Annotated in this window: 17 protein-coding genes and 1 riboswitch; of the genes, 16 read left to right on the forward strand and 1 reads right to left on the reverse strand. The window is 35.8% G+C overall.

Going from position 1 to position 19,090, the window contains the following annotated elements:
- Positions 1–78 precede the first annotated feature (78 nt).
- The 9 genes from R1T42_RS13585 to R1T42_RS13625 all read left to right on the forward strand — a co-directional run bounded on the left by R1T42_RS13585 (position 79) and on the right by R1T42_RS13625 (position 10,375).
- A complete protein-coding gene (locus R1T42_RS13585) occupies positions 79–414 on the forward strand; it encodes an arsenosugar biosynthesis-associated peroxidase-like protein (RefSeq protein ID WP_006796759.1) in 336 nt (111 codons plus the stop codon).
- Between the two features lie 245 nt (positions 415–659).
- Positions 660–1,727: an arsenosugar biosynthesis radical SAM (seleno)protein ArsS gene (gene arsS, locus R1T42_RS13590; RefSeq protein ID WP_036582554.1), complete on the forward strand. Its 1,068-nt coding sequence runs from the start codon at positions 660–662 to the stop codon at positions 1,725–1,727.
- 1 nt (position 1,728) lies between these two features.
- The gene (locus R1T42_RS13595; protein ID WP_317290702.1) at positions 1,729–2,415 is read left to right on the forward strand and encodes a TIGR04282 family arsenosugar biosynthesis glycosyltransferase; all 687 of its coding nucleotides are present in this window, start codon (positions 1,729–1,731) and stop codon (positions 2,413–2,415) included.
- 45 nt (positions 2,416–2,460) lie between these two features.
- Positions 2,461–5,670, forward strand: a complete 3,210-nt coding sequence (locus R1T42_RS13600) for a SusC/RagA family TonB-linked outer membrane protein (protein WP_317290703.1) — start codon at positions 2,461–2,463, stop codon at positions 5,668–5,670.
- 41 nt (positions 5,671–5,711) lie between these two features.
- Positions 5,712–7,163 (forward strand): SusD/RagB family nutrient-binding outer membrane lipoprotein, encoded by a 1,452-nt coding sequence (locus tag R1T42_RS13605; protein WP_317290704.1) that lies wholly within the window; start codon positions 5,712–5,714, stop codon positions 7,161–7,163.
- Between the two features lie 90 nt (positions 7,164–7,253).
- Positions 7,254–8,600: a sodium:solute symporter family transporter gene (locus R1T42_RS13610; RefSeq protein WP_317290705.1), complete on the forward strand. Its 1,347-nt coding sequence runs from the start codon at positions 7,254–7,256 to the stop codon at positions 8,598–8,600.
- Positions 8,585–9,409, forward strand: a complete 825-nt coding sequence (locus R1T42_RS13615; protein WP_317290706.1) for a metallophosphoesterase family protein — start codon at positions 8,585–8,587, stop codon at positions 9,407–9,409. The genes R1T42_RS13610 and R1T42_RS13615 overlap by 16 nt, the downstream gene beginning before the upstream one ends.
- A gap of 3 nt (positions 9,410–9,412) precedes the next feature.
- Positions 9,413–9,904 carry a rhodanese-like domain-containing protein gene (locus R1T42_RS13620; protein WP_317290707.1) on the forward strand — a complete coding sequence of 164 codons (492 nt, stop codon included), beginning with the start codon at positions 9,413–9,415 and terminating at the stop codon, positions 9,902–9,904.
- Positions 9,905–9,907: 3 nt separating this feature from the next.
- Positions 9,908–10,375, forward strand: coding sequence for a hypothetical protein (locus tag R1T42_RS13625; RefSeq protein WP_317290708.1), 468 nt, complete (start codon positions 9,908–9,910; stop codon positions 10,373–10,375).
- Between the two features lie 69 nt (positions 10,376–10,444).
- Here R1T42_RS13625 and metK read toward each other — a convergent pair whose 3' ends face one another.
- Positions 10,445–11,701, reverse strand: coding sequence for a methionine adenosyltransferase (gene metK, locus R1T42_RS13630; RefSeq protein WP_317290709.1), 1,257 nt, complete (start codon positions 11,699–11,701; stop codon positions 10,445–10,447).
- Between the two features lie 394 nt (positions 11,702–12,095).
- A riboswitch (SAM riboswitch) is annotated at positions 12,096–12,203 on the forward strand.
- A 126-nt stretch (positions 12,204–12,329) separates the two neighbouring features.
- On the opposite strand from metK, the gene R1T42_RS13635 reads away from it, so the two are divergent.
- The 7 genes from R1T42_RS13635 (at position 12,330) to R1T42_RS13665 (ending at position 19,058) form a co-directional block, all read left to right on the forward strand.
- Positions 12,330–13,622: an O-acetylhomoserine aminocarboxypropyltransferase/cysteine synthase family protein gene (locus R1T42_RS13635; protein WP_317290710.1), complete on the forward strand. Its 1,293-nt coding sequence runs from the start codon at positions 12,330–12,332 to the stop codon at positions 13,620–13,622.
- Positions 13,622–14,611 (forward strand): alpha/beta fold hydrolase, encoded by a 990-nt coding sequence (locus tag R1T42_RS13640; protein ID WP_042245713.1) that lies wholly within the window; start codon positions 13,622–13,624, stop codon positions 14,609–14,611. Before R1T42_RS13635 ends, R1T42_RS13640 begins: the two co-directional genes overlap by 1 nt.
- Before the next feature lie 9 nt (positions 14,612–14,620).
- Positions 14,621–15,703 carry a homoserine dehydrogenase family protein gene (locus R1T42_RS13645; protein ID WP_317290711.1) on the forward strand — a complete coding sequence of 361 codons (1,083 nt, stop codon included), beginning with the start codon at positions 14,621–14,623 and terminating at the stop codon, positions 15,701–15,703.
- A gap of 80 nt (positions 15,704–15,783) precedes the next feature.
- Positions 15,784–16,194 (forward strand): RrF2 family transcriptional regulator, encoded by a 411-nt coding sequence (locus tag R1T42_RS13650; RefSeq protein ID WP_036582526.1) that lies wholly within the window; start codon positions 15,784–15,786, stop codon positions 16,192–16,194.
- Between the two features lie 351 nt (positions 16,195–16,545).
- Positions 16,546–17,610, forward strand: a complete 1,065-nt coding sequence (locus tag R1T42_RS13655) for an NAD(P)/FAD-dependent oxidoreductase (RefSeq protein ID WP_317290712.1) — start codon at positions 16,546–16,548, stop codon at positions 17,608–17,610.
- Positions 17,610–17,933 carry a 2Fe-2S iron-sulfur cluster-binding protein gene (locus R1T42_RS13660; protein ID WP_036582522.1) on the forward strand — a complete coding sequence of 108 codons (324 nt, stop codon included), beginning with the start codon at positions 17,610–17,612 and terminating at the stop codon, positions 17,931–17,933. The genes R1T42_RS13655 and R1T42_RS13660 overlap by 1 nt, the downstream gene beginning before the upstream one ends.
- A gap of 21 nt (positions 17,934–17,954) precedes the next feature.
- Complete coding sequence (locus R1T42_RS13665) at positions 17,955–19,058, forward strand: acyloxyacyl hydrolase (protein ID WP_317290713.1); 1,104 nt, start codon at positions 17,955–17,957, stop codon at positions 19,056–19,058.
- Positions 19,059–19,090: the final 32 nt, after the last annotated feature.

The following is a 19,090-nucleotide window of genomic DNA, read 5'->3' on the forward strand; positions in this document are numbered from 1 at the left end:
ATGAAAACCGCTTAGCTGTTGTTGAGCGGTTTTTTTATGCCTTAATGAATAAACTTATTTTAGTAACAAAATATAATTATGGATAAGACCTATTACGATCCTAAGGATCTAAGAAAATTTGGAAAAATCACAGAATGGAGTGAAGAGTTAGGAACAAAGTTTTTTGATTACTATGGGCAAGTCTTTGAAGAAGGAGAATTAACCGCCCGCGAGAAATCACTAATAGCACTTGCTGTATCACATGCTGTGCATTGCCCTTATTGCATAGATGCTTATACAGGAGATGCTCTTAAAAGAGGAATCACAAAAGGTGAAATGATGGAAGCAGTTCATGTTGCTGGGGCAATTCAAGCTGGAGCAACACTAGTACATGGAGTTCAAATGATGAATAAAGTCAATAAATTAGAAATGTAAATATTCTAATAGGCGTCTCGATTGACTTGAAAACTATTTTTGAATACCATTAAAGGAATACTGCTATATTCTCAATTGTTTATGAGATATAGAGAAGATTGTAAATATTTCCCACAAGCTCGTATATTTTACCTTTAGACTTAGACATATAGCGCAATAGTGACAGTTTTGTGAGATATTCTGACTACATATGCAAAACCGTAGTAGAAATAACTACGTAATTAAATAAAAAGTGACCATAATTTATGGCTGTAAATACAAAGACTTCTTTAAAAAAGAGAGATTCAGACTTAGCAAATATTAATAAGCAGATGGCTATTCTTAATGGAGAGCCTTTTTCTAATGGAGAGCTACCATCGTTTGCAAAGAAAATAAAAGATACAACCGACCAGTTTCCACTACGACCTAAAAAACTTGAGATTATCCAAGTAAATGTTGGTTATATGTGTAACCAGGTTTGTGCTCACTGTCATGTGGACGCCGGACCAGATCGTAAAGAGATTATGACGCGCGAGACGATGGATAAAATCGTTAATGTGATTAAAACCACAGGAGCACACACTCTAGATTTAACTGGTGGAGCGCCAGAGATGAATCCTGATTTCAGATACTTTGTTGAACAAGCAAGTGCCGCTGGTATTAAAGATTTTATAGTGCGTTCTAATTTAACAATTATAAGAGCAAATCCTAAGTATCACGATTTACCAGATTTTTTTAAAAAACATAATATTCATGTGGTAAGTTCTATGCCTCACTGGACTAGAGGAAAGACCGATACACAACGTGGTGATGGTGTTTTTGATAAATCTATAAAGGCTTTGCAAGAATTGAATGAGCGTGGTTATGGAATGCCAGGTAGTGATTTAAGACTAGATCTAGTATATAATCCTAGTGGTGCATATTTGCCAGGTGATCAGGCGAGTATGGAGAAAGATATGAAAGCAGCATTATTAGAAGATTTTAATATTCAATTTCATAACCTTTTTGCAATTACTAATTTACCTATAGCTCGATTCTTAGATTATCTAGTCGCTAGTGAGAATTATGAAGACTATATGTATGCTCTAGTAGATGCTTACAATCCTGCAGCTGTAGAGAATGTAATGTGTACAAATACCATCTCAATCTCGTGGGATGGCTGGCTATATGATTGTGATTTTAATCAAATGCTCGACCTAAAAATCGACAATAAGATTCAACATATTGATGATTACAACGAGGATTTAATAAATAATAGAAAGATTCAAATTTCTCAACACTGTTACGGATGTACCGCTGGTGCAGGTAGTAGTTGTCAAGGTGTTGTCGCATAATATGATTGATAATCATTCACAAACTGCCATTTTACTTTTTGCTCAATCAGCAAGAGTAGATGCTATCAGTAAAGCACTGGTAGACGTTGCGGTGATGGATGTTTTAAATAATCATGTTCTTAATACAGTACGCAATTCTGGGCTTGATTATTATCATTTTACAGAAAAAGAACAACGCGGCGATAGCTTTGGTTTAAGATTTAAAAACTCTATAGAAGATGTTTTTAAACTGGGCTACACATCGGTGATTTGTATCGGAAATGACACGCCATTATTATCTGTTGATTTAATCCATAAAGCAGCAAATTCTTTACTCAATGGAAATTCTGTTTTGGGTAAATCACAAGATGGTGGTTTATATCTTATAGGGTTAAATCACTCGCAATTTGATGCTGAAAATTTTGAAATCCTACCGTGGCAATCAGATCAATTGTCCAACTGCTTTCAACAGTATTTAAAAGAGTACAAAGGACAGATTACAATTCTCAAAACACTTCAAGATATTGATTCAACGGCAGATTTGTATCACTTTCTAGCCGGCAAAGACGCTCGTAGTTTAATCATAGCATTGTTATTAAATACGCTTTCGCGTAAGCGTAATAACCACAAGCAATCTACTTTTTACAATAAACAGGTGTTTCTTTTTCAACCTGCAAATAAAGGCTCGCCAGATCTTATAGCGGCTTAAGATTTTTATTGCCCTAATTGGGTGTTTTCAACTTTATTTATTTTCATGAAAAAAATTACTCTATTCATGTTGTTTCTATGTAGCTTAATAGGAACAGCACAAATTACAATTACAGGAACCGTAAAGGACAATACTGGTGAACCGGTTGCATTTGCAAATATTGCAGAGCAAGGAACTCGTAACGGGACGACCACATCATCTACCGGTACTTATAGTATTACAGTAAAAGAAGGCGCTACAATTGTCTTCTCATTTATAGGATATAAATCGCAAAAACTATCAGTCACTAGTGCACAAACACTAGACGTGATTCTAGAAGAAGGCGATTCATTAGATCAAATCATCGTTACAGCATTAGGCGTTAAAAGACAAGAGCGCGAGCTAGGATATGCTGTGCAAACACTGGATGCTGACCAAATAGAAGAAGTAAAGGCGGTCAATTTGCTGGATAATCTGGCAGGTAAAGTAGCTGGTATTTCAGTAACACAAGGTGCAACAGGAGTCGGGTCTTCTTCAAAAATCACCATACGTGGCGAGGCTAGTTTTTCAAACAATAATCCATTATTTATTGTAGATGGTACTCCAGTAAATAATAATACGATTTTCAATTTTACAAACGAGGCCGCAGCTGGATTTCAAGAAGTTGACTTCGGGAATGGAGCAGGAGAATTAAATCAAGATGATATCGCTAGTGTATCTGTTTTGAAAGGACCGGCAGCTGCAGCTCTTTATGGAACTAGAGCATCTAATGGAGCCATAATTATAGAAACTAAAAATGGAGGAAAACAGAAAGGATTAGGAATTTCTTATAACACGAGTTTCTTTGTAGACACAGCTTTTCAATTACCACAATTCCAAAACGAATATGGGCAAGGAAATAGCGGTCAATTTGAATATGTAGATGGACTAGGTGGCGGAACCAATGATAACATCACCTATTCATGGGGACCACGATTAGACGCTGGTATCAATATCGCCCAATTTGATAGTCCAGTCACCTTGCCAGATGGTACGGTTGTGCGTGGTGGTGATACATCTCTATATAACGGTTTATCAATAACACCTACAGCGTTCAATAGTAATCCAGATAATTTGAAGAATTTTTATGAAACTGGGCACACGTTCATCAATAACATTGCAGTTTCTAATGGCTTTGAAAAAGGAGATTACCGTTTTAGTTTTACAGATTTACGTAGCGAAAGCATTATTCCTGGCGTTAATTTAGACAGGCAAAGCGTCGCTGCAAAGCTCAATTTTACGCCTAGTGATAAAACAACCATCCGCACCAGTATTAATTATGTGAATAGTGCATCTGACAATAGGCCATCAAATGGTTATGGAAGTGAGAACGTAAATTATTCATTAGTCGCATGGGGACCACGATCTTTAAATATTGATAATTTAAGAAACTACTGGCAGCCTGGTCTTGAAGGTGTACAACAGTATTCTTTCAACTATACTTTCTTTGATAACCCGTATTTTATATTGAATGAGAATCGCAACAGTTTTGGCCGTGATCGTTTATATGGGAATGTTTCTTTAACTCAACAGTTGACATCAGAGTTGACTGCTACTGTAAGGACTGGAATGGACTATAGTAATGAGAAACGCCGTTTCTTAAGGTCTTATTCTACAAACCGTTTTAGAAACGGTGCCTATGCAGAGCATGACGTGACTTACCGAGAAATCAACACCGACTTTTTACTGAATTATAAAAACCAGTTTGATGATATCACATTTGACGCAAGTATTGGTGGTAACAGATTAAGTCAAACGGCCTCAACTACTCAGGTTCAAACGACTAGTCTAGCACAACCAGGTATTTTTTCTTTGAATAATGCCGCTAGTCCTATTGAGAATTTTGGTTTCCGTTCAGAGAAGAGAATTAATAGTTTATACGCTTTCGCGAAAGCAGGCTACAAAAACTTCCTGTATCTAGACATAACTGCTCGTAACGATTGGTCCAGCGCTCTAGCTACACCTTTTACAGCAGATAATACCTCGTTCTTCTACCCATCGGTATCGACTAGTTTTATATTGAGTAACGTAGTAGACTTACCTAAAGTTATCGACTTTGCAAAAATCAGAGCCAGTTATGCACAAGTAGGAAATGATACAGATCCTTATCAAACCCAAGGAACTTTTATATCACAGACACCTGTAAATGCGCAACCTACTTTTACAAATCAAGATTTTATCCCTAATCAGAATTTAAGACCAGAAACTACCTCTAGTGTTGAATTAGGGTTTGATATGAGATTCTTAAAGCAACGATTGAATGTAGATTTTACCTATTACAATGCTGTAACATCAGATCAGATACTTTCTTTACCTATCGGGATCTCTTCAGGTTTTAGTCAGCAGGTAGTAAATGCAGGATCTGTTAGAAATACAGGTGTTGAGGTTGTTTTAAATGCGATTCCGGTGCGTACTGATGACTTTCAGTGGAGCTCAACAGTAAACTTTGCGACTAATAGAGCAATCGTTGAGGATTTACCACAGGATGAAGGACGTTTAACACTAGCCTATTCAAGAGTATATGATAGTCAAGATCAAACGGTCTGGCATCAAGTTGAAGAAGGTGGCCGTATAGGTGACCTTTATGGAACTGGTTATTTACGTAATGAAAATGGAGATTTTGTTCTTACGGCAGATGGTCGTTTTATCGCAGATCCTGAGTTGAAAAAACTAGGGAACTATAATGCAGATTTTACAATGGGATTCAATAACAGTTTTACTTATAAAAATTGGGACGCATCTTTTTTACTGGACTGGAGACAAGGAGGAATTTTAGTTTCTAGAACTCTCGCTCTAGCTGCAGTAGGTGGACAGCTAGAGGAAACAGCTAATAGACCAGATGCTGGAATCGTAGCAAATGGTGTAGTCAACACAGGCACTGCAGATAATCCAGTATATGTTCAAAATACGACTGCGGTAAGTGCTGAGAGTTATTATCGTCAGTTTTATGACCGTAATCACGAAGAGAATAATGTATATGATGCGAGTTATTTAAAGCTGCGTCAGTTCTCTATTGGGTATTCTTTTGATTTAAATAAAGGTGCTTTAGGTCTATTTAATGATGGTGCAGAAATGAGAGTTTCTCTAATAGGTAGAAACCTGTTTGCCTTCTCAGAAATTCCTCATTTTGATCCTGAGCAACTTGCCGTACAAGGTCAGGGATTTGTAAGTGGAGTAGAGGACATGTCATATGCATCTACTAGAAGTATAGGTATTAAAGCAGGAATCCAATTCTAAATTTAAGTTTGAACTTAAGTTTCAATTGTAAAACACACATTATGAAATATATATATAAATACTATTTTTTAATCGCTTTCCTAAGTATAGGAATTACTTCTTGTACAGCAGATTTTGAAGAGATAAATACTAATTCTAATGCACCAGTAACTGTACAACCTAGTTTATTGTTGAGACAGGTCATTTATAACTATGGAGAAGAGATGTCTTATGAAGGCTTTGTTGCCGGTGGATTGTTAGGTCAGCATATGACAGCACTAGATTTTAATCTTTTTGATAGACATGCTTTAAAAAGTCCGCAATTAGGTGGTGATCCATGGCCTATTTTTTATCGTAATTTAAGAGATAATGAATTGATCCTTAATCAGTCCAGATCTAGCGAGGCTTTTAAGGTTTATGAAGGTCCAGCACTGATTTTTAAAGCCTATATGACCGCTGCACTTACAGATATTTATGGTGATGTTCCTTATAATGAAGCGTTCCGTGGTTTAGATGGGATTGTGCAACCTAAATATGATTTACAAGAAGATATTTATCTTCAAGAGAATGGGATTTTGGATAATCTTGACAAAGGGATTGCAGCCATTGAAAATTATACAGGATCTATTACTTTAGATGGTGACGTATTGTACAATGGCGATTTACAAGCTTGGGTAAGATTAGCAAATAGTCTTAAGATAAAGGCGCTAGTAAGAATCTCTGATAAAGAAAATATAAGCACTCGTTTACAAGAATTATATGATGATGGAAATTACATAGCAGACAATACTCAAAATGCCATTTTTAACTTTACAGATAGTGAACCTAACAACTTCCGTATGGCACGATTGAGAGCTGGAGATTTCAATAATTTTGTGATGAGCGAGACGATGGAGGAAATCCTAGAAGGATTAAATGATGCGCGTATTGACATTCTTTTTAGACCTAGAGGAAATAATGGGAACGGCGATGATTATGAAGGATTGTTAAACGGTATTGACGCTTCATCAACATCAGTAAGCCTTGCAGATTATTCACTTGCCGGAACAATCTTCAGAGAGAACACAGGAATGCTAGATGCAAATTATATGACCGCTTGGGAAACTAACTTTTTACTTGCCGAAGCTGCTGAAAAAGGATTGATAACTGCACCTGCACAAACCTTATATGAAACTGCGGTAACTCAAGCCTTTGAATATTGGAATACAACATTGCCCGTGGATTATTTAACTACCACAGCCGCTTATGCTGCAAATGGAAATGATCCTATTGAGCAAATCATCACTCAAAAATGGATTGCAGGTGTCATCAATGGTTATGAAGGATGGATTGAATATAGAAGAACTGGTTTCCCAGTTTTAAAAAACATATCGGCTAGTTTAAATAATAATTTAATACCGGTAAGAATGCCTTATCCTGCAGAAGAAGCAGCGCTTAATGCAGATAATTATAATGTAGCAGCTAGTGCGACTAATAATAATGATATTAATGTACCTGTATGGTGGGATGAGTAATGAAATCCAAGTTGAATTCGAAATCGAAAACTAATTTGAAAATATTTATTTCCAGCAACCTAGTAACTCAGTAACCCAATAACCCCAAAAGTGGATTTTCTAAAAGAAACATCAACCTTACAATGGCTTCTCATCATAGCGAGTAGTGTGATATTTTTCATACTGGCGCCATATGCTAAAGATGTAGAGACGTTTTTTAAAGCACAGCATCGTGGTAAGAAACCTAGTATGATAATGCTTACAGGTAGTTTGATCATCTCATGGATTTTTGCAAAAAGCATTACTAATGCTGCAAATCTAGGACTGGCGTTTGGTCTAGTAGGTGGCGTTGCTTACGCAGGTTATTATTTGTCATTTGCGGTAGCAGGAATTGTAATTTATCAATTGAGAGTTCAAGGTGGATTTGAAAGCATCCATCATTTTTTGAGTTCTAAATTTGGTAAAACTGCTGTAAATGTATTCTCGATATTAATTAGTTTTAGACTATTTAATGAAGTCTGGTCTAACACGATGGTGATAGGAACCTATTTCGGTGATATAGGAACTACGGCTTATTATGCCGCCATAATTGTCTTTACATTGCTAACTCTAGCTTACACCTTAAAAGGTGGATTAAGTAGTTCTATATTTACTGATGCAATCCAAATGGTATTGTTCTCTATTTTACTGGTAATTATTTTAGGCGTTATTTTTACAGAACCAGATGTTCAGATAGGGGAAATGTTTACCAGCGGAACTTGGTCTATGGAATTAGGATTAAATTTATTTTTTGCGGCCATTCTACAAAGTTTCAGCTATCCTTTTCACGATCCAGTATTAACAGATCGTGGTTTTATAAGTAATCCTAGAATTACTAGAAAAAGCTTTTTATGGGCAGCACTATTAGGAGCGATTTGTATAGTTTTATTCAGTATGGTAGGCGTGTATGCACAGCAAGCTGGATTAGAAGGACAAGCCGCCGTTGAGGTGGCAAAAAAACTAGGAGTAGTACTACTTCTCATCATCAATTTTATAATGATTACCAGTGCGGCTAGTACGCTAGATAGTACATTTTCTAGTTTCTCAAAAATGCTTACTATCGATTTAAATTTGGGTAAAACGGTCAGTTTTGGTAGAATAATGATGGTTGTTGTTGCAGTTCTAGGAACGATTCCTGTTTTTCTAGATGCAGAAATTTTAAGTGCCACAACGATTAGTGGTACAATGGTTATAGGACTCACGCCAGTGTTTTTATTATGGAAAATGGACGCTCCTAAAATTAGTTATTTCCTATCTGTCATCGCTGGATTGGTTTTTGGTGTATTATTGATTTTTGAGCTTTTTCCAGATCAACTCATTCATACCAGCGGTAAATATTCTTTATTACTATGGATTAATTTCTATGGTATAATTATTAGTTTTATCCTCTTTTTAATTCCCATATGGTTCAAAAAGTAAAAGATTTAGGTCATAAACGAGGTAAAATGCTCCTTTTTGGTGGCGTTTATAGTAATCTACAAGCATTGCAATCTGTGATGGAGATAGCTAGAAAACATCATATAGAGCCAGAAAATTGTATTTGTACCGGTGACATTATAGGTTACTGTGGTCAACCGCAAGAAACTCTAGATACTTTTCAAGAGTGGAATCCATACAGCATTTTAGGTAATGTAGAAATCCAATTGCGTGATGATCAAGAAGATTGCGGCTGTGACTTTACAGAAGGTTCTCGTTGTGACGGATTTAGTGATGTTTGGTACGCTTTCGCGAAAGCGAACTTACACACCAACTCAAGAGAATATTTCAACACCTTACCAGATCACATCACTTTTGAATATGGCGGCAGGACTATAGGAGTCGTTCATGGTAGCGCAGATTATGTATCACAATTCATATTCAAGTCCAGCGATTGGGCAGAGAAAATAGAAAGTTACCAAGATCTAGTAGTAGACACTATCATAGCTGGTCATTGTGGATTGCCATTTAAAGATCAATATGAAAATTTATTATGGCTCAATCCAGGCGTGATAGGTATGCCGGCAAATGATGGAGCAACGCATACATGGGCTATGATACTAGAAGATGAAGATGGTTTTGAAGCACGGCACATTCCAGTGGTTTATGATCATCAAACAGCGATTGCTCAAATGAAAAAGCACAACTTGCCACAAGAATATGCACTAACACTAGAAACTGGAATATGGGATAATATGGAAATCCTACCAGATGAGGAACGACTATTGCAGGGAAAACTACAAGCGTTATAACTAATGAAAAAACTAATCCTATTCATCTCGTTTTTATGCATTTCTGTGAGTATTCAAGCTCAAGAAATCAATGAATTATTGCATCAGTATAATAGAATGTCCGTGCCGTATATCACTGTACAGACCTTAAAGATGGAATATGATCAATATATCATTTTGGACACTCGTAAAAAACCTGAGTATGAGGTAAGTCATTTACCTGGTGCCATTTGGGTAGGTGAAGATTTTGATGCCAAAAAGTTAAATACTTTAAAGCATGTCATAGGTGATAATCCTATCGTTGTTTATTGCTCTGTAGGAATACGTAGTGAAGATTATGGTGAAAAGGCTTTACAAGCAGGTTTCAAGAATATATTTAATCTTTATGGTAGTATTTTTTCATGGAAAGATGCTGGCTATTCATTAGTAGATTCAAATGATATGGCCACAGAACGTGTTCATGTATTCTCTAAAGAATGGGAAAAGTATTTAAAAACGGGAGAGAAGGTTTATTGATAGATGAAAGAATCTATAGATTTGATTTGGAAGACTCTTAAAAACTATTATTGGTTGCTTGTTATTCCCGTTTTTGTGTTTCTTTATTTTAAAACGCTACAAAATGAAAGAGAGCTCGATAACTCATTCAAATTTACTTTTGCTCGAGTAAATTATACATCTTCAGTTTACAAGAAATATAGTAAGCGCTCTTATCATTATGAATTTTTTGTAGAAGGGAAAAAATATGTAGGAAGTTCTAGTGCTTACATATCTGATGATATTAAAATAGGGAACTTTTATCAAGTGAAATTTGCTTCAAATGATCCTGGTAATAATAAAATTGATTTTACAACTCAATACTATCAGATTATAAGCGGTTTTGAATCTAAGAAAATCGACACCTCATATATTGAAGTGTCAAAATATAAGGTTGATTCAGTAGATTTAAAAAACCGATTCAATCGAGTGAAAGCATTAATTGAAAATTAGGGTCAAAAAAAAAACGCCTCGTGATTTCACGAGGCGTTGTTTTTTAAATACGTTTTAGTTTCTAGGATTTTATAAAGAAAAAGCTTTCTTTACTTCGTCCACATAATCTAATTTTTCCCATGTAAATAACTCTACGGTTTTTTCTACACGACCATTATATGGCGATTCAAAAACCAGCGTTTCTGTACGTGGTTCACGTCCCATGTGGCCATAAGCGGCCGTTTCAGAATAGATAGGATTTCTTAATTTTAATCTACTTTCTATCGCAGCAGGACGCATGTCAAAGATTTGAGCAACCTTTCTAGAGATTTCTCCATCGGTTAAATCTACAGTTGATGTTCCATAAGTATCTACATGTATAGAAGTAGGTTCTACCACACCTATGGCATAAGAAACCTGCACTAAAACTTCAGTTGCTAGGCCAGCCGCAACTAGGTTTTTTGCCACGTGACGCGAAGCATAAGCGGCACTACGATCTACCTTAGAAGGATCTTTACCTGAGAATGCTCCACCACCGTGAGCACCTTTACCACCATAAGTATCTACTATAATCTTACGACCAGTAAGTCCAGTATCTCCATGCGGTCCACCTATTACAAATTTCCCAGTTGGGTTAATGTGGTAAGTGATTTTGTCATTAAAAAGTTTTTGAGCATATGCTGGTAATTGCTCAATAACTCTAGGAATTAAAATTTCAACAAGATCTTTTTTAATCTGTGCAAGCATCGCATCATCATCTTCATTAAAAGGATCGTGTTGTGTAGAAATAACAATTGCATCTATACGTTGCGGTATGTTATCATCATTATACTCAATAGTTACCTGTGATTTTGCATCAGGACGCAAGTAAGTAATCTGATCCATTTCACGACGCAATTTTGCCAGCTCGATAAGTATTTTATGAGAAATATCTAAGGCTAGTGGCATATAATTATCCGTCTCTGCCGTTGCATAACCGAACATCATTCCCTGATCTCCTGCACCTTGTTCTTCTTTGTTTTCACGATCAACACCTTGATTAATATCTTGTGATTGTTCATGGATTAAAGAAATTACACCACAAGAATCGCCGCTAAACTGGTAAGCGCCCTTGGTATAACCTATCTTGTTAACCACTTCACGAGCAATGTGTTGTGCGTCTATGTAGGTGTTTGATTTTACCTCACCGGCAAGTATAACTTGACCAGTCGTAACCATAGTTTCACAGGCTACTTTGGATTCTGGATCAAAGGCTAAAAAATTATCTAATAAGGCATCACTGATTTGATCAGCAACTTTATCTGGATGTCCTTCACTTACGGACTCACTTGTAAATAAATATGGCATTTTAAATATTGCGCTTTCGCGAAAGCGAAATTAAAAATCGCTCTCGACATTAATAATTATAGAAGATAAAAAGGGCTGTATGCTCGAGTGCGGTACACTGTTTTAGCGTTTATGTTTTCGAACATGAAAACGAGGTCGCAAGCAGCCAAATCTTTCCCCTAATTGAAGTGCAAATGTAATAAAATGAGCGCTATGTGAGCATTGTTATTATAGCTTTATTAACTATTCTCATAGAGTTTAGTGATCGCTTTTAATTTTAACGTTTGCTTTAAAAATTTGTAATTCAGTTTATTATGTCTAATTCCTACTGTATTAGTAGGAATTTATTTTGTAAAAAGTTTGGTAGTCTCAAAAAGTTTTATGAATCTTTACACTCACGTTCATAACCATATTGAAATTATCAAGAAAGGACGAGGGAACAGACCCATCGACTCCTTAGCAACCCTTAACACTCGTTAAGAAGGTGCTACATTCTGCTCATTAATTTGAGACGAGATGATACACATGTAAGTAGGTTATACTAACAAGTTTCTTTTTTGATTTTCTATCTAGGCTTTAAGTCTGGACAGGAAGTACTTTTCAATTTGGTTTTGTTCTTAAATCAATTTTTAATTTAAAAAGAAACAAAATGTCAAATCAAAAATTTTCAACAAACGCACTTCATGCAGGTCATGACTTTAAAAACAATGGTGGAACTAGAGCGGTACCTCTATATCAAAGCACAGCATATGTGTTTAACGATAGTGATCATGCGGCAAATTTGTTCTCACTATCAGAGCCAGGTTATATCTATACCAGAATTAATAATCCTACGGTAGACGTTCTAGAACAACGACTTGCGGCTTTAGAAGGTGGTATTGCTGCGGTAGCCACAGCATCAGGAACCAGCGCCATCTCAACAACTTTATTAACCTTGTTAAGGGCAGGAGATCATATTATAGCTAGCAGCTCTCTTTACGGTGGTACTTACAATTTACTTTCGGTTACCTTACCTCGATTCGGTATTACCACCACTTTTGTAGATCCTAACGAGGATGACGCTTTCACAAATGCATTACAAGAAAACACAAGAGCTGTATTTGTTGAATCTCTAGGGAATCCTAAACTTGATGTATTAGATTTAAAAAAGATAAGTGCACAAGCTACTAAAGCTCGTGTGCCATTTATCGTTGATAATACCGTAGCAACTCCTTATCTATTAAATCCTATTACTCACGGAGCAGATATCGTCATTCACTCGTTGACTAAATATATTAACGGAAACGGAACCGCTCTAGGTGGTGTAATTATCGATGCCGGAAAATTTGACTGGACTAATGGGAAATTTCCAGAATTTACAGAACCTAGTGCCGGTTATCACGGTCTAGTATATGCAGATGTGTTAAAAGAAGCAAGTTTTATTGCCAAAGTGCGTATAGAGGGATTACGCGATTTAGGTGGAGCAATTTCACCATTTAATGCATGGCAAATTATTCAAGGTTTAGAAACATTGAATTTAAGGATTGAGAAACATAGTCAAAATGCACTAGAATTAGCAAAATGGTTAAGAGATAGAGATGAAGTAGAATGGGTGAATTATCCAGGACTTAAAGATAATGCTTACTATAAACTCGCTCAACAATACTTACCAAATGGACAAAGCGGAATTGTAACATTTGGGGTGAAAGGTGGATATGAAAGTGCTAAAAAGATTGTTGATAGTGCTAAAGTTTTCTCTTTATTAGCTAACATAGGAGATACTAAATCATTAATTATTCATCCCTCGAGTACGACACACCAGCAACTTGATGATGAGTCTCAATTAAGTACTGGGGTAACTAAAGATTTGATACGTTTATCTGTTGGGTTAGAAGATATATCAGATCTTAAAAAAGACCTGGAAGAAGCTTTTTCTACTATCGATAAATCAGTATTGATATAATGAGTGGTTCTTTAAACCATATAGAATTACCAGATTTTAAATTAAGCATTGGTAAAGCACAAACGGTTCATGTAAATTATCAAATTTTTGGGTGTCAATTGCACACGGCACCCATAATATTGATTAACCATGCTTTAACTGGTAATTCTTCGGTAATTGATTGGTGGTCAGAAATTGTAGGTTCAGGGAAAGTAGTTGATACTAGTCGGTATACCGTTATTTCTATCAATATACCGGGAAATGGATTTGATGAAGAAGTAGAGCACTTGATTTATAATTATCAAGACTGGCGATTAAATGACGTCGCTCGTATTTTTTATCAGGTTTTAAGTGAGCTAAGAGTATGTTACATTCATGCAGGCATCGGTGGTAGTATAGGAGGTTGTTTACTTTGGGAAATGGCAGTGTCTTATCCAGAATTATTCGGTACTATTATTCCTATCGCGGCAGATTGGAAAGCAACAGACTGGGTCATTGCAAACTGTCATATTCAAGAACGACTGCTCTCAAATTCAACTCACCCGATAGAGGATGCGAGACAGCATGCTATGACATTTTATAGAACTCCACAAAGCCTAAGGTATAAATTTAATAGAGAAATAACAACTGATTTTAAAGTGAGGTTGTGGTTGAATTATCATGGTAAAAGTCTTAAAGAGCGATTTACGCTGCCAGCTTATAAGTTGTTGAATCAATTACTAGCCACTACAAATGCTGCTACAAATAATGATGATAACATATCAAAGGCTATTGCAAATAGTGAAGTAAAAATTAGATTAATAGCTATTAATAGCGATGGTCTTTTTACAGCCCTAGAGGATCGCGAAACTTTTGACTTATTAAATAATTATAGAGATATAGAGTACCAAGAAATAGATAGTATTCACGGTCATGATGCCTTTTTAATAGAGCACATACAAGTAGAGGAAATATTAAAAAAATATCTAAAAGAAATTGAACCTATTGCGCTTGTGAAAAAGTGCGCCTAAAATTTAATTATGAATATCATACATATATATTTATTTGGTTTAGGCAACGTCGGTAGTACGTTGATTAAGCAAATATTAGAGAGTCAACATTTTTTTAAAATTAATCAAAGTGTTGAATTGAAAATAGTCGGATTAGCAAATAGCCGAAAAGTATTGACAGTAGCCGATGGAATTGGAGAAGATTGGGAACAAGTTTTTGTTGAACAATCTGTAACCAGGCGACCTGATGCTTTTTATGAATTTGCAATGACTAATGATGAAGTTCGAATTGCGGTAGATGCAACTGCTAGTAAAGAACTTTCACGCTTCTATCCAGAACTAGTGGAACAAGGTTTTCATGTAGTAACTGCAAATAAAATTGCAAATACATTATCTCAAGAATTTTATGATGATTTACGTTTATTGCTAAAAGAAAGGGAATTGTCATTTGAATATGAGACTAATGTTGGTGCAGGTTTACCTATAGTAGACACGATACGTAATTTACATAAAAGCGGTGAAGAGATATTTGCTGTTAATGGTGTTTTTTCCGGTTCTTTAGGGTATATTTTTAATCGTTTTTCTCAAGAAGAAGTACCTTTTTCACAAATTGTTTTAGAGGCACTTAAGCAGGGATATACAGAGCCTGATCCTCGAGAAGATTTATCAGGTAATGATGTCGCAAGAAAACTGCTTGTACTAGCTCGAGAATCTGGATTAAAAGTGGAGTTTTCAGATATCATTATTGAAAACTTAGTGGTAACCGATTTACAAACAGCTTCTGCAAATCAATTCATTGAAAGGATTACAGAATTAGATAAACCTTTACAACATTATAAATCTCGATTGCAGCCTGATGAGGTATTAAGACACTTAGGTAAACTTGATGTCGTTAATAAGAGTCTTGAAGTTTCTTTACAAGTGGTAAAAAAAGATAGCCCTGCCGGGCAATTGCAAGGTAGTGATGGTTTTTTTGAGATTTATTCAGAGTCTTATGCCGCACATCCTTTAGTTATAAAAGGTGCCGGAGCAGGCAAAGCTGTTACGGCACGTGGACTTTTATCTGATATCATAAAAATAGCCAAATCTTGTCCGGTGGTAACTTATAAATAAGCTCAGTTAAATAATCCCTTTATTATTTTTTCTAGAGGTTAATTGAAGTGATTAATCTCTAGAAAATACTACATTTGACCATGCTATCACGTAAGACTAAATATGGAATTAAAGCATTAACTTATCTAGCAAGACTAGATAATAATGATCCTGTATCTATTAGTACCATCGCAGATGCTGAGCATATTCCACATAAATTTCTAGAAGCAATTTTATTAGAATTACGTAAAAACAGTATTCTAGGATCCAGAAAAGGAAAAGGTGGTGGTTATTATTTAATGCAATCGCCAGCAACAGTGCGTATGTCGGCCGTGCATCGTATTCTAGAAGGTCCTATAGCCATGTTACCATGTGTAAGTCTCAATTTTTATGAAAAATGTGATGATTGTATTGATGAAGAAACTTGTGCTGTAAATAGATTAATGACTCAGGTTCGTGACAATACCCTTGAAATTCTTGAAAATCAAACGCTTAAGGATTTGATTAAATAATTTTTTTAATTTATTACCCTATTAAGCTTATAGGATATATATATTATATATATTCGTCCTGTTATTTAATAATGACGTTAGTTTTGGATAGGTCGTACTAAAACACGAGTTGGGATTATTTGATTGGGCTGTTTTCAAATAATTATAATAATTCGTGTTTAGACCTTATCACTACTTTGTTAAACTGATAAATGTCATTGTTCCTCAATTTTTTTTGACACTACTTAACTAAAAGTGTGTTTTCAATCATTTTCATTACTCAAATACTTCCCGTTGACTTGGTTACAATCCAATTGATGCCGACCTTTGCATAGGTCAATCGTTTGGCCTTAATGTTGGTAGTATAAAGTTATGATAGAAACAGATATTCTTATAATAGGAGCAGGTCCTACAGGTCTTTTTACCGTTTTTGAAGCAGGTTTATTGAAGTTAAAATGCCATTTAATAGACGCACTACCACAACCTGGTGGACAGTGTAGTGAGTTATATCCTAAAAAACCTATATACGATATACCTGGTTTTCCAGAAGTTCTAGCCGGTGATTTAGTAGATAATCTTATGGAGCAAATAAAGCCTTTTCAACCAGGATTTACTTTAGGCGAGCGAGCAGAAGAAATTGAGAAATTAGAAGATGGTACTTTTATAGTGACTACTAATAAAGGAACTAAACATCATGCAAATGCTGTAGCCATTGCTGGAGGATTAGGTTCTTTTGAGCCACGTAAACCACAGATTGAAGGAATAGAGAATTATGAAGATCACGGTGTGGCTTACATGATTAAAGACCCAGAAACTTTTAGAGATAAAAAAGTTGTTATCGCTGGTGGTGGTGATAGTGCATTAGACTGGTCTATCTTTTTAGCAAATGTTGCTCAAGAAGTGACACTCGTGCATAGGAGAGAAGAGTTCCGTGGTGCGTTAGATAGCGTTGAAAAAGTTCAAGAATTAGTTACCCAGAACAAAATTAACTTGATAACACCTGCTGAGGTGACAGATGTGAAAGGTAGTGATAAGGTAGAGTCTGTAACAATAACAATACACGATGAAGCAAAGCGTTTTCAAGAAATTGAATGTGATGCCTTTGTACCATTATTTGGCTTGTCTCCTAAGTTGGGACCTATTGCAAATTGGGGTCTTGAAATAGAGAAAAACGCTATTAAAGTAGATAATACTTTAGACTATCAGACTAACATCGCGGGAATTTATGCTATAGGAGACGTGAACACTTACCCAGGAAAGTTAAAGTTGATTTTATGTGGTTTTCACGAGGCAACTTTAATGTGTCAAAGCGTTTATCAGCGTATGAATCCTAATAAAAAATATGTTCTTAAATATACTACCGTAGGTGGTATCGATGGTTTTGATGGTTCTCGTAAAGAGGCAGAAAAAGCCGTGATTAAAAAAATAGGTTCATAATGGATCCAGATGTAAATATTACTATCATAGATAGAGAAGGTGTAGAGCATCAGGTTCAAGCACCTACAGATATGAACATGAATTTAATGGAAGTTTGTAAAGCTTATGAACTACCAGTAGAAGCAGTTTGTGGTGGAATGGCAATGTGTGCCACCTGTCAGGTATATGTAAAGAGCGATCACGATTTAGGTGAGCGCAATCCAGATGAAGAAGCTATGCTTTGGGAAGCTTTACATGTGCAAGATAATAGTCGTTTGGGATGTCAAATTCCTATTTCTACTGATTTAGAAGGGCTCATTGTTCAATTAGCTCCAGAGCAGTAATCTATTTCATATTTTAGCACAATGAATAATTGGATCATTGTGCTTGTTTTGTTTGCTTTCGCGAAAGCGTCTCTAGCACAAACTAATGAGCCAGCTGTTTCAAGCTCATTCTCTATAGATGCGAGCTATTATTATGGAGCTGTTCTACAGCACAACTCAGATATCTCTCACTTAATCACGGGTCATCCAGAAGGTGTAATCTTACGCTATAATGAACGTACTTATGGTGAGAAGGAATGGCAATCTTTGTATGGATTTCCAGATTTTGGGTTTACTTTTTCTTATCAAGATTTAAAGAACAGGTCACTCGGTGAAGCTTTTGGAGCTTATGCGCACTACAATTTTTATGCATTCCATAGACAGTTGCAGTATAGTATTGGTACAGGAATAGCTTATATGACAAATCCTTATGACCCAGTAACTAACTTCAGGAATGTAGCCTACGGTACGCGTTTCACGAGTGCAACCTATCTGCAAGCAAACTACCGTAAAGAAAATCTAATAGGTTCCATAGGGTTTCAAACTGGTATTACCTTAATTCATTACTCAAACGGAAATATTAAGGAGCCAAACACATCTACTAATTCACTTCTTTTTAATGTAGGTCTTAACTGGTCCTTAGAGCCAGAAAATCCAATTTATAAAAGATGGAGTATTGAAAAATATAAAGAACCTATTCATGTTAATGCTATTCTTAGATATGGATGGAATGAGAGCAACTTGCGAGGTAGTGGACAATTTCCATTTTATACCTTCAGCTTTTACGTAGATAAGCGATTAAATAAAAAGAGTTCAATTCATGCCGGTACCGAGTTAATGCTCACAGATTTTTTAAAAGAGCATCGAGATTATCAGGCAAATAGTTTCCCTAATAGTGGTATTACAGGTAATGAGTCAACAGCTAGAATAGGCTTGTTTGCAGGCCACGAACTACATATAGGGAAAACCAGTGTGCTCACCTATTTAGGTGTATACCTGTACGATGAAATCAATTATGGATCAGTAATTTATAATCGAATAGGTTTGCAACGTAGGATTAATAATCATTGGTTAACTAGCTTAACTCTTAAATCTCATGGAGCAAGTGCCGAGGCTTTAAGTATAGGATTAGGGTATAGACTGTAAGAATAGTATGAGAAACTTATTTTTGAAAGGTT

This window comes from Nonlabens ulvanivorans (assembly GCF_032922765.1).
Classification (GTDB): domain Bacteria; phylum Bacteroidota; class Bacteroidia; order Flavobacteriales; family Flavobacteriaceae; genus Nonlabens; species Nonlabens ulvanivorans.

Bases quoted from the DNA above. Each gene is read 5' to 3' on its own strand.
- R1T42_RS13585 (WP_006796759.1), top strand. From the start codon at position 79: ATGGATAAGACCTATTACGATCCTAAGGATCTAAGAAAATTTGGAAAA.
- arsS (WP_036582554.1), top strand. From the start codon at position 660: ATGGCTGTAAATACAAAGACTTCTTTAAAAAAGAGAGATTCAGACTTA.
- R1T42_RS13595 (WP_317290702.1), top strand. From the start codon at position 1,729: ATGATTGATAATCATTCACAAACTGCCATTTTACTTTTTGCTCAATCA.
- R1T42_RS13600 (WP_317290703.1), top strand. From the start codon at position 2,461: ATGAAAAAAATTACTCTATTCATGTTGTTTCTATGTAGCTTAATAGGA.
- R1T42_RS13605 (WP_317290704.1), top strand. From the start codon at position 5,712: ATGAAATATATATATAAATACTATTTTTTAATCGCTTTCCTAAGTATA.
- R1T42_RS13615 (WP_317290706.1), top strand. From the start codon at position 8,585: ATGGTTCAAAAAGTAAAAGATTTAGGTCATAAACGAGGTAAAATGCTC.
- R1T42_RS13620 (WP_317290707.1), top strand. From the start codon at position 9,413: ATGAAAAAACTAATCCTATTCATCTCGTTTTTATGCATTTCTGTGAGT.
- R1T42_RS13625 (WP_317290708.1), top strand. From the start codon at position 9,908: ATGAAAGAATCTATAGATTTGATTTGGAAGACTCTTAAAAACTATTAT.
- metK (WP_317290709.1), bottom strand. From the start codon at position 11,701: ATGCCATATTTATTTACAAGTGAGTCCGTAAGTGAAGGACATCCAGAT.
- R1T42_RS13635 (WP_317290710.1), top strand. From the start codon at position 12,330: ATGTCAAATCAAAAATTTTCAACAAACGCACTTCATGCAGGTCATGAC.
- R1T42_RS13640 (WP_042245713.1), top strand. From the start codon at position 13,622: ATGAGTGGTTCTTTAAACCATATAGAATTACCAGATTTTAAATTAAGC.
- R1T42_RS13645 (WP_317290711.1), top strand. From the start codon at position 14,621: ATGAATATCATACATATATATTTATTTGGTTTAGGCAACGTCGGTAGT.
- R1T42_RS13650 (WP_036582526.1), top strand. From the start codon at position 15,784: ATGCTATCACGTAAGACTAAATATGGAATTAAAGCATTAACTTATCTA.
- R1T42_RS13655 (WP_317290712.1), top strand. From the start codon at position 16,546: ATGATAGAAACAGATATTCTTATAATAGGAGCAGGTCCTACAGGTCTT.
- R1T42_RS13660 (WP_036582522.1), top strand. From the start codon at position 17,610: ATGGATCCAGATGTAAATATTACTATCATAGATAGAGAAGGTGTAGAG.
- R1T42_RS13665 (WP_317290713.1), top strand. From the start codon at position 17,955: ATGAATAATTGGATCATTGTGCTTGTTTTGTTTGCTTTCGCGAAAGCG.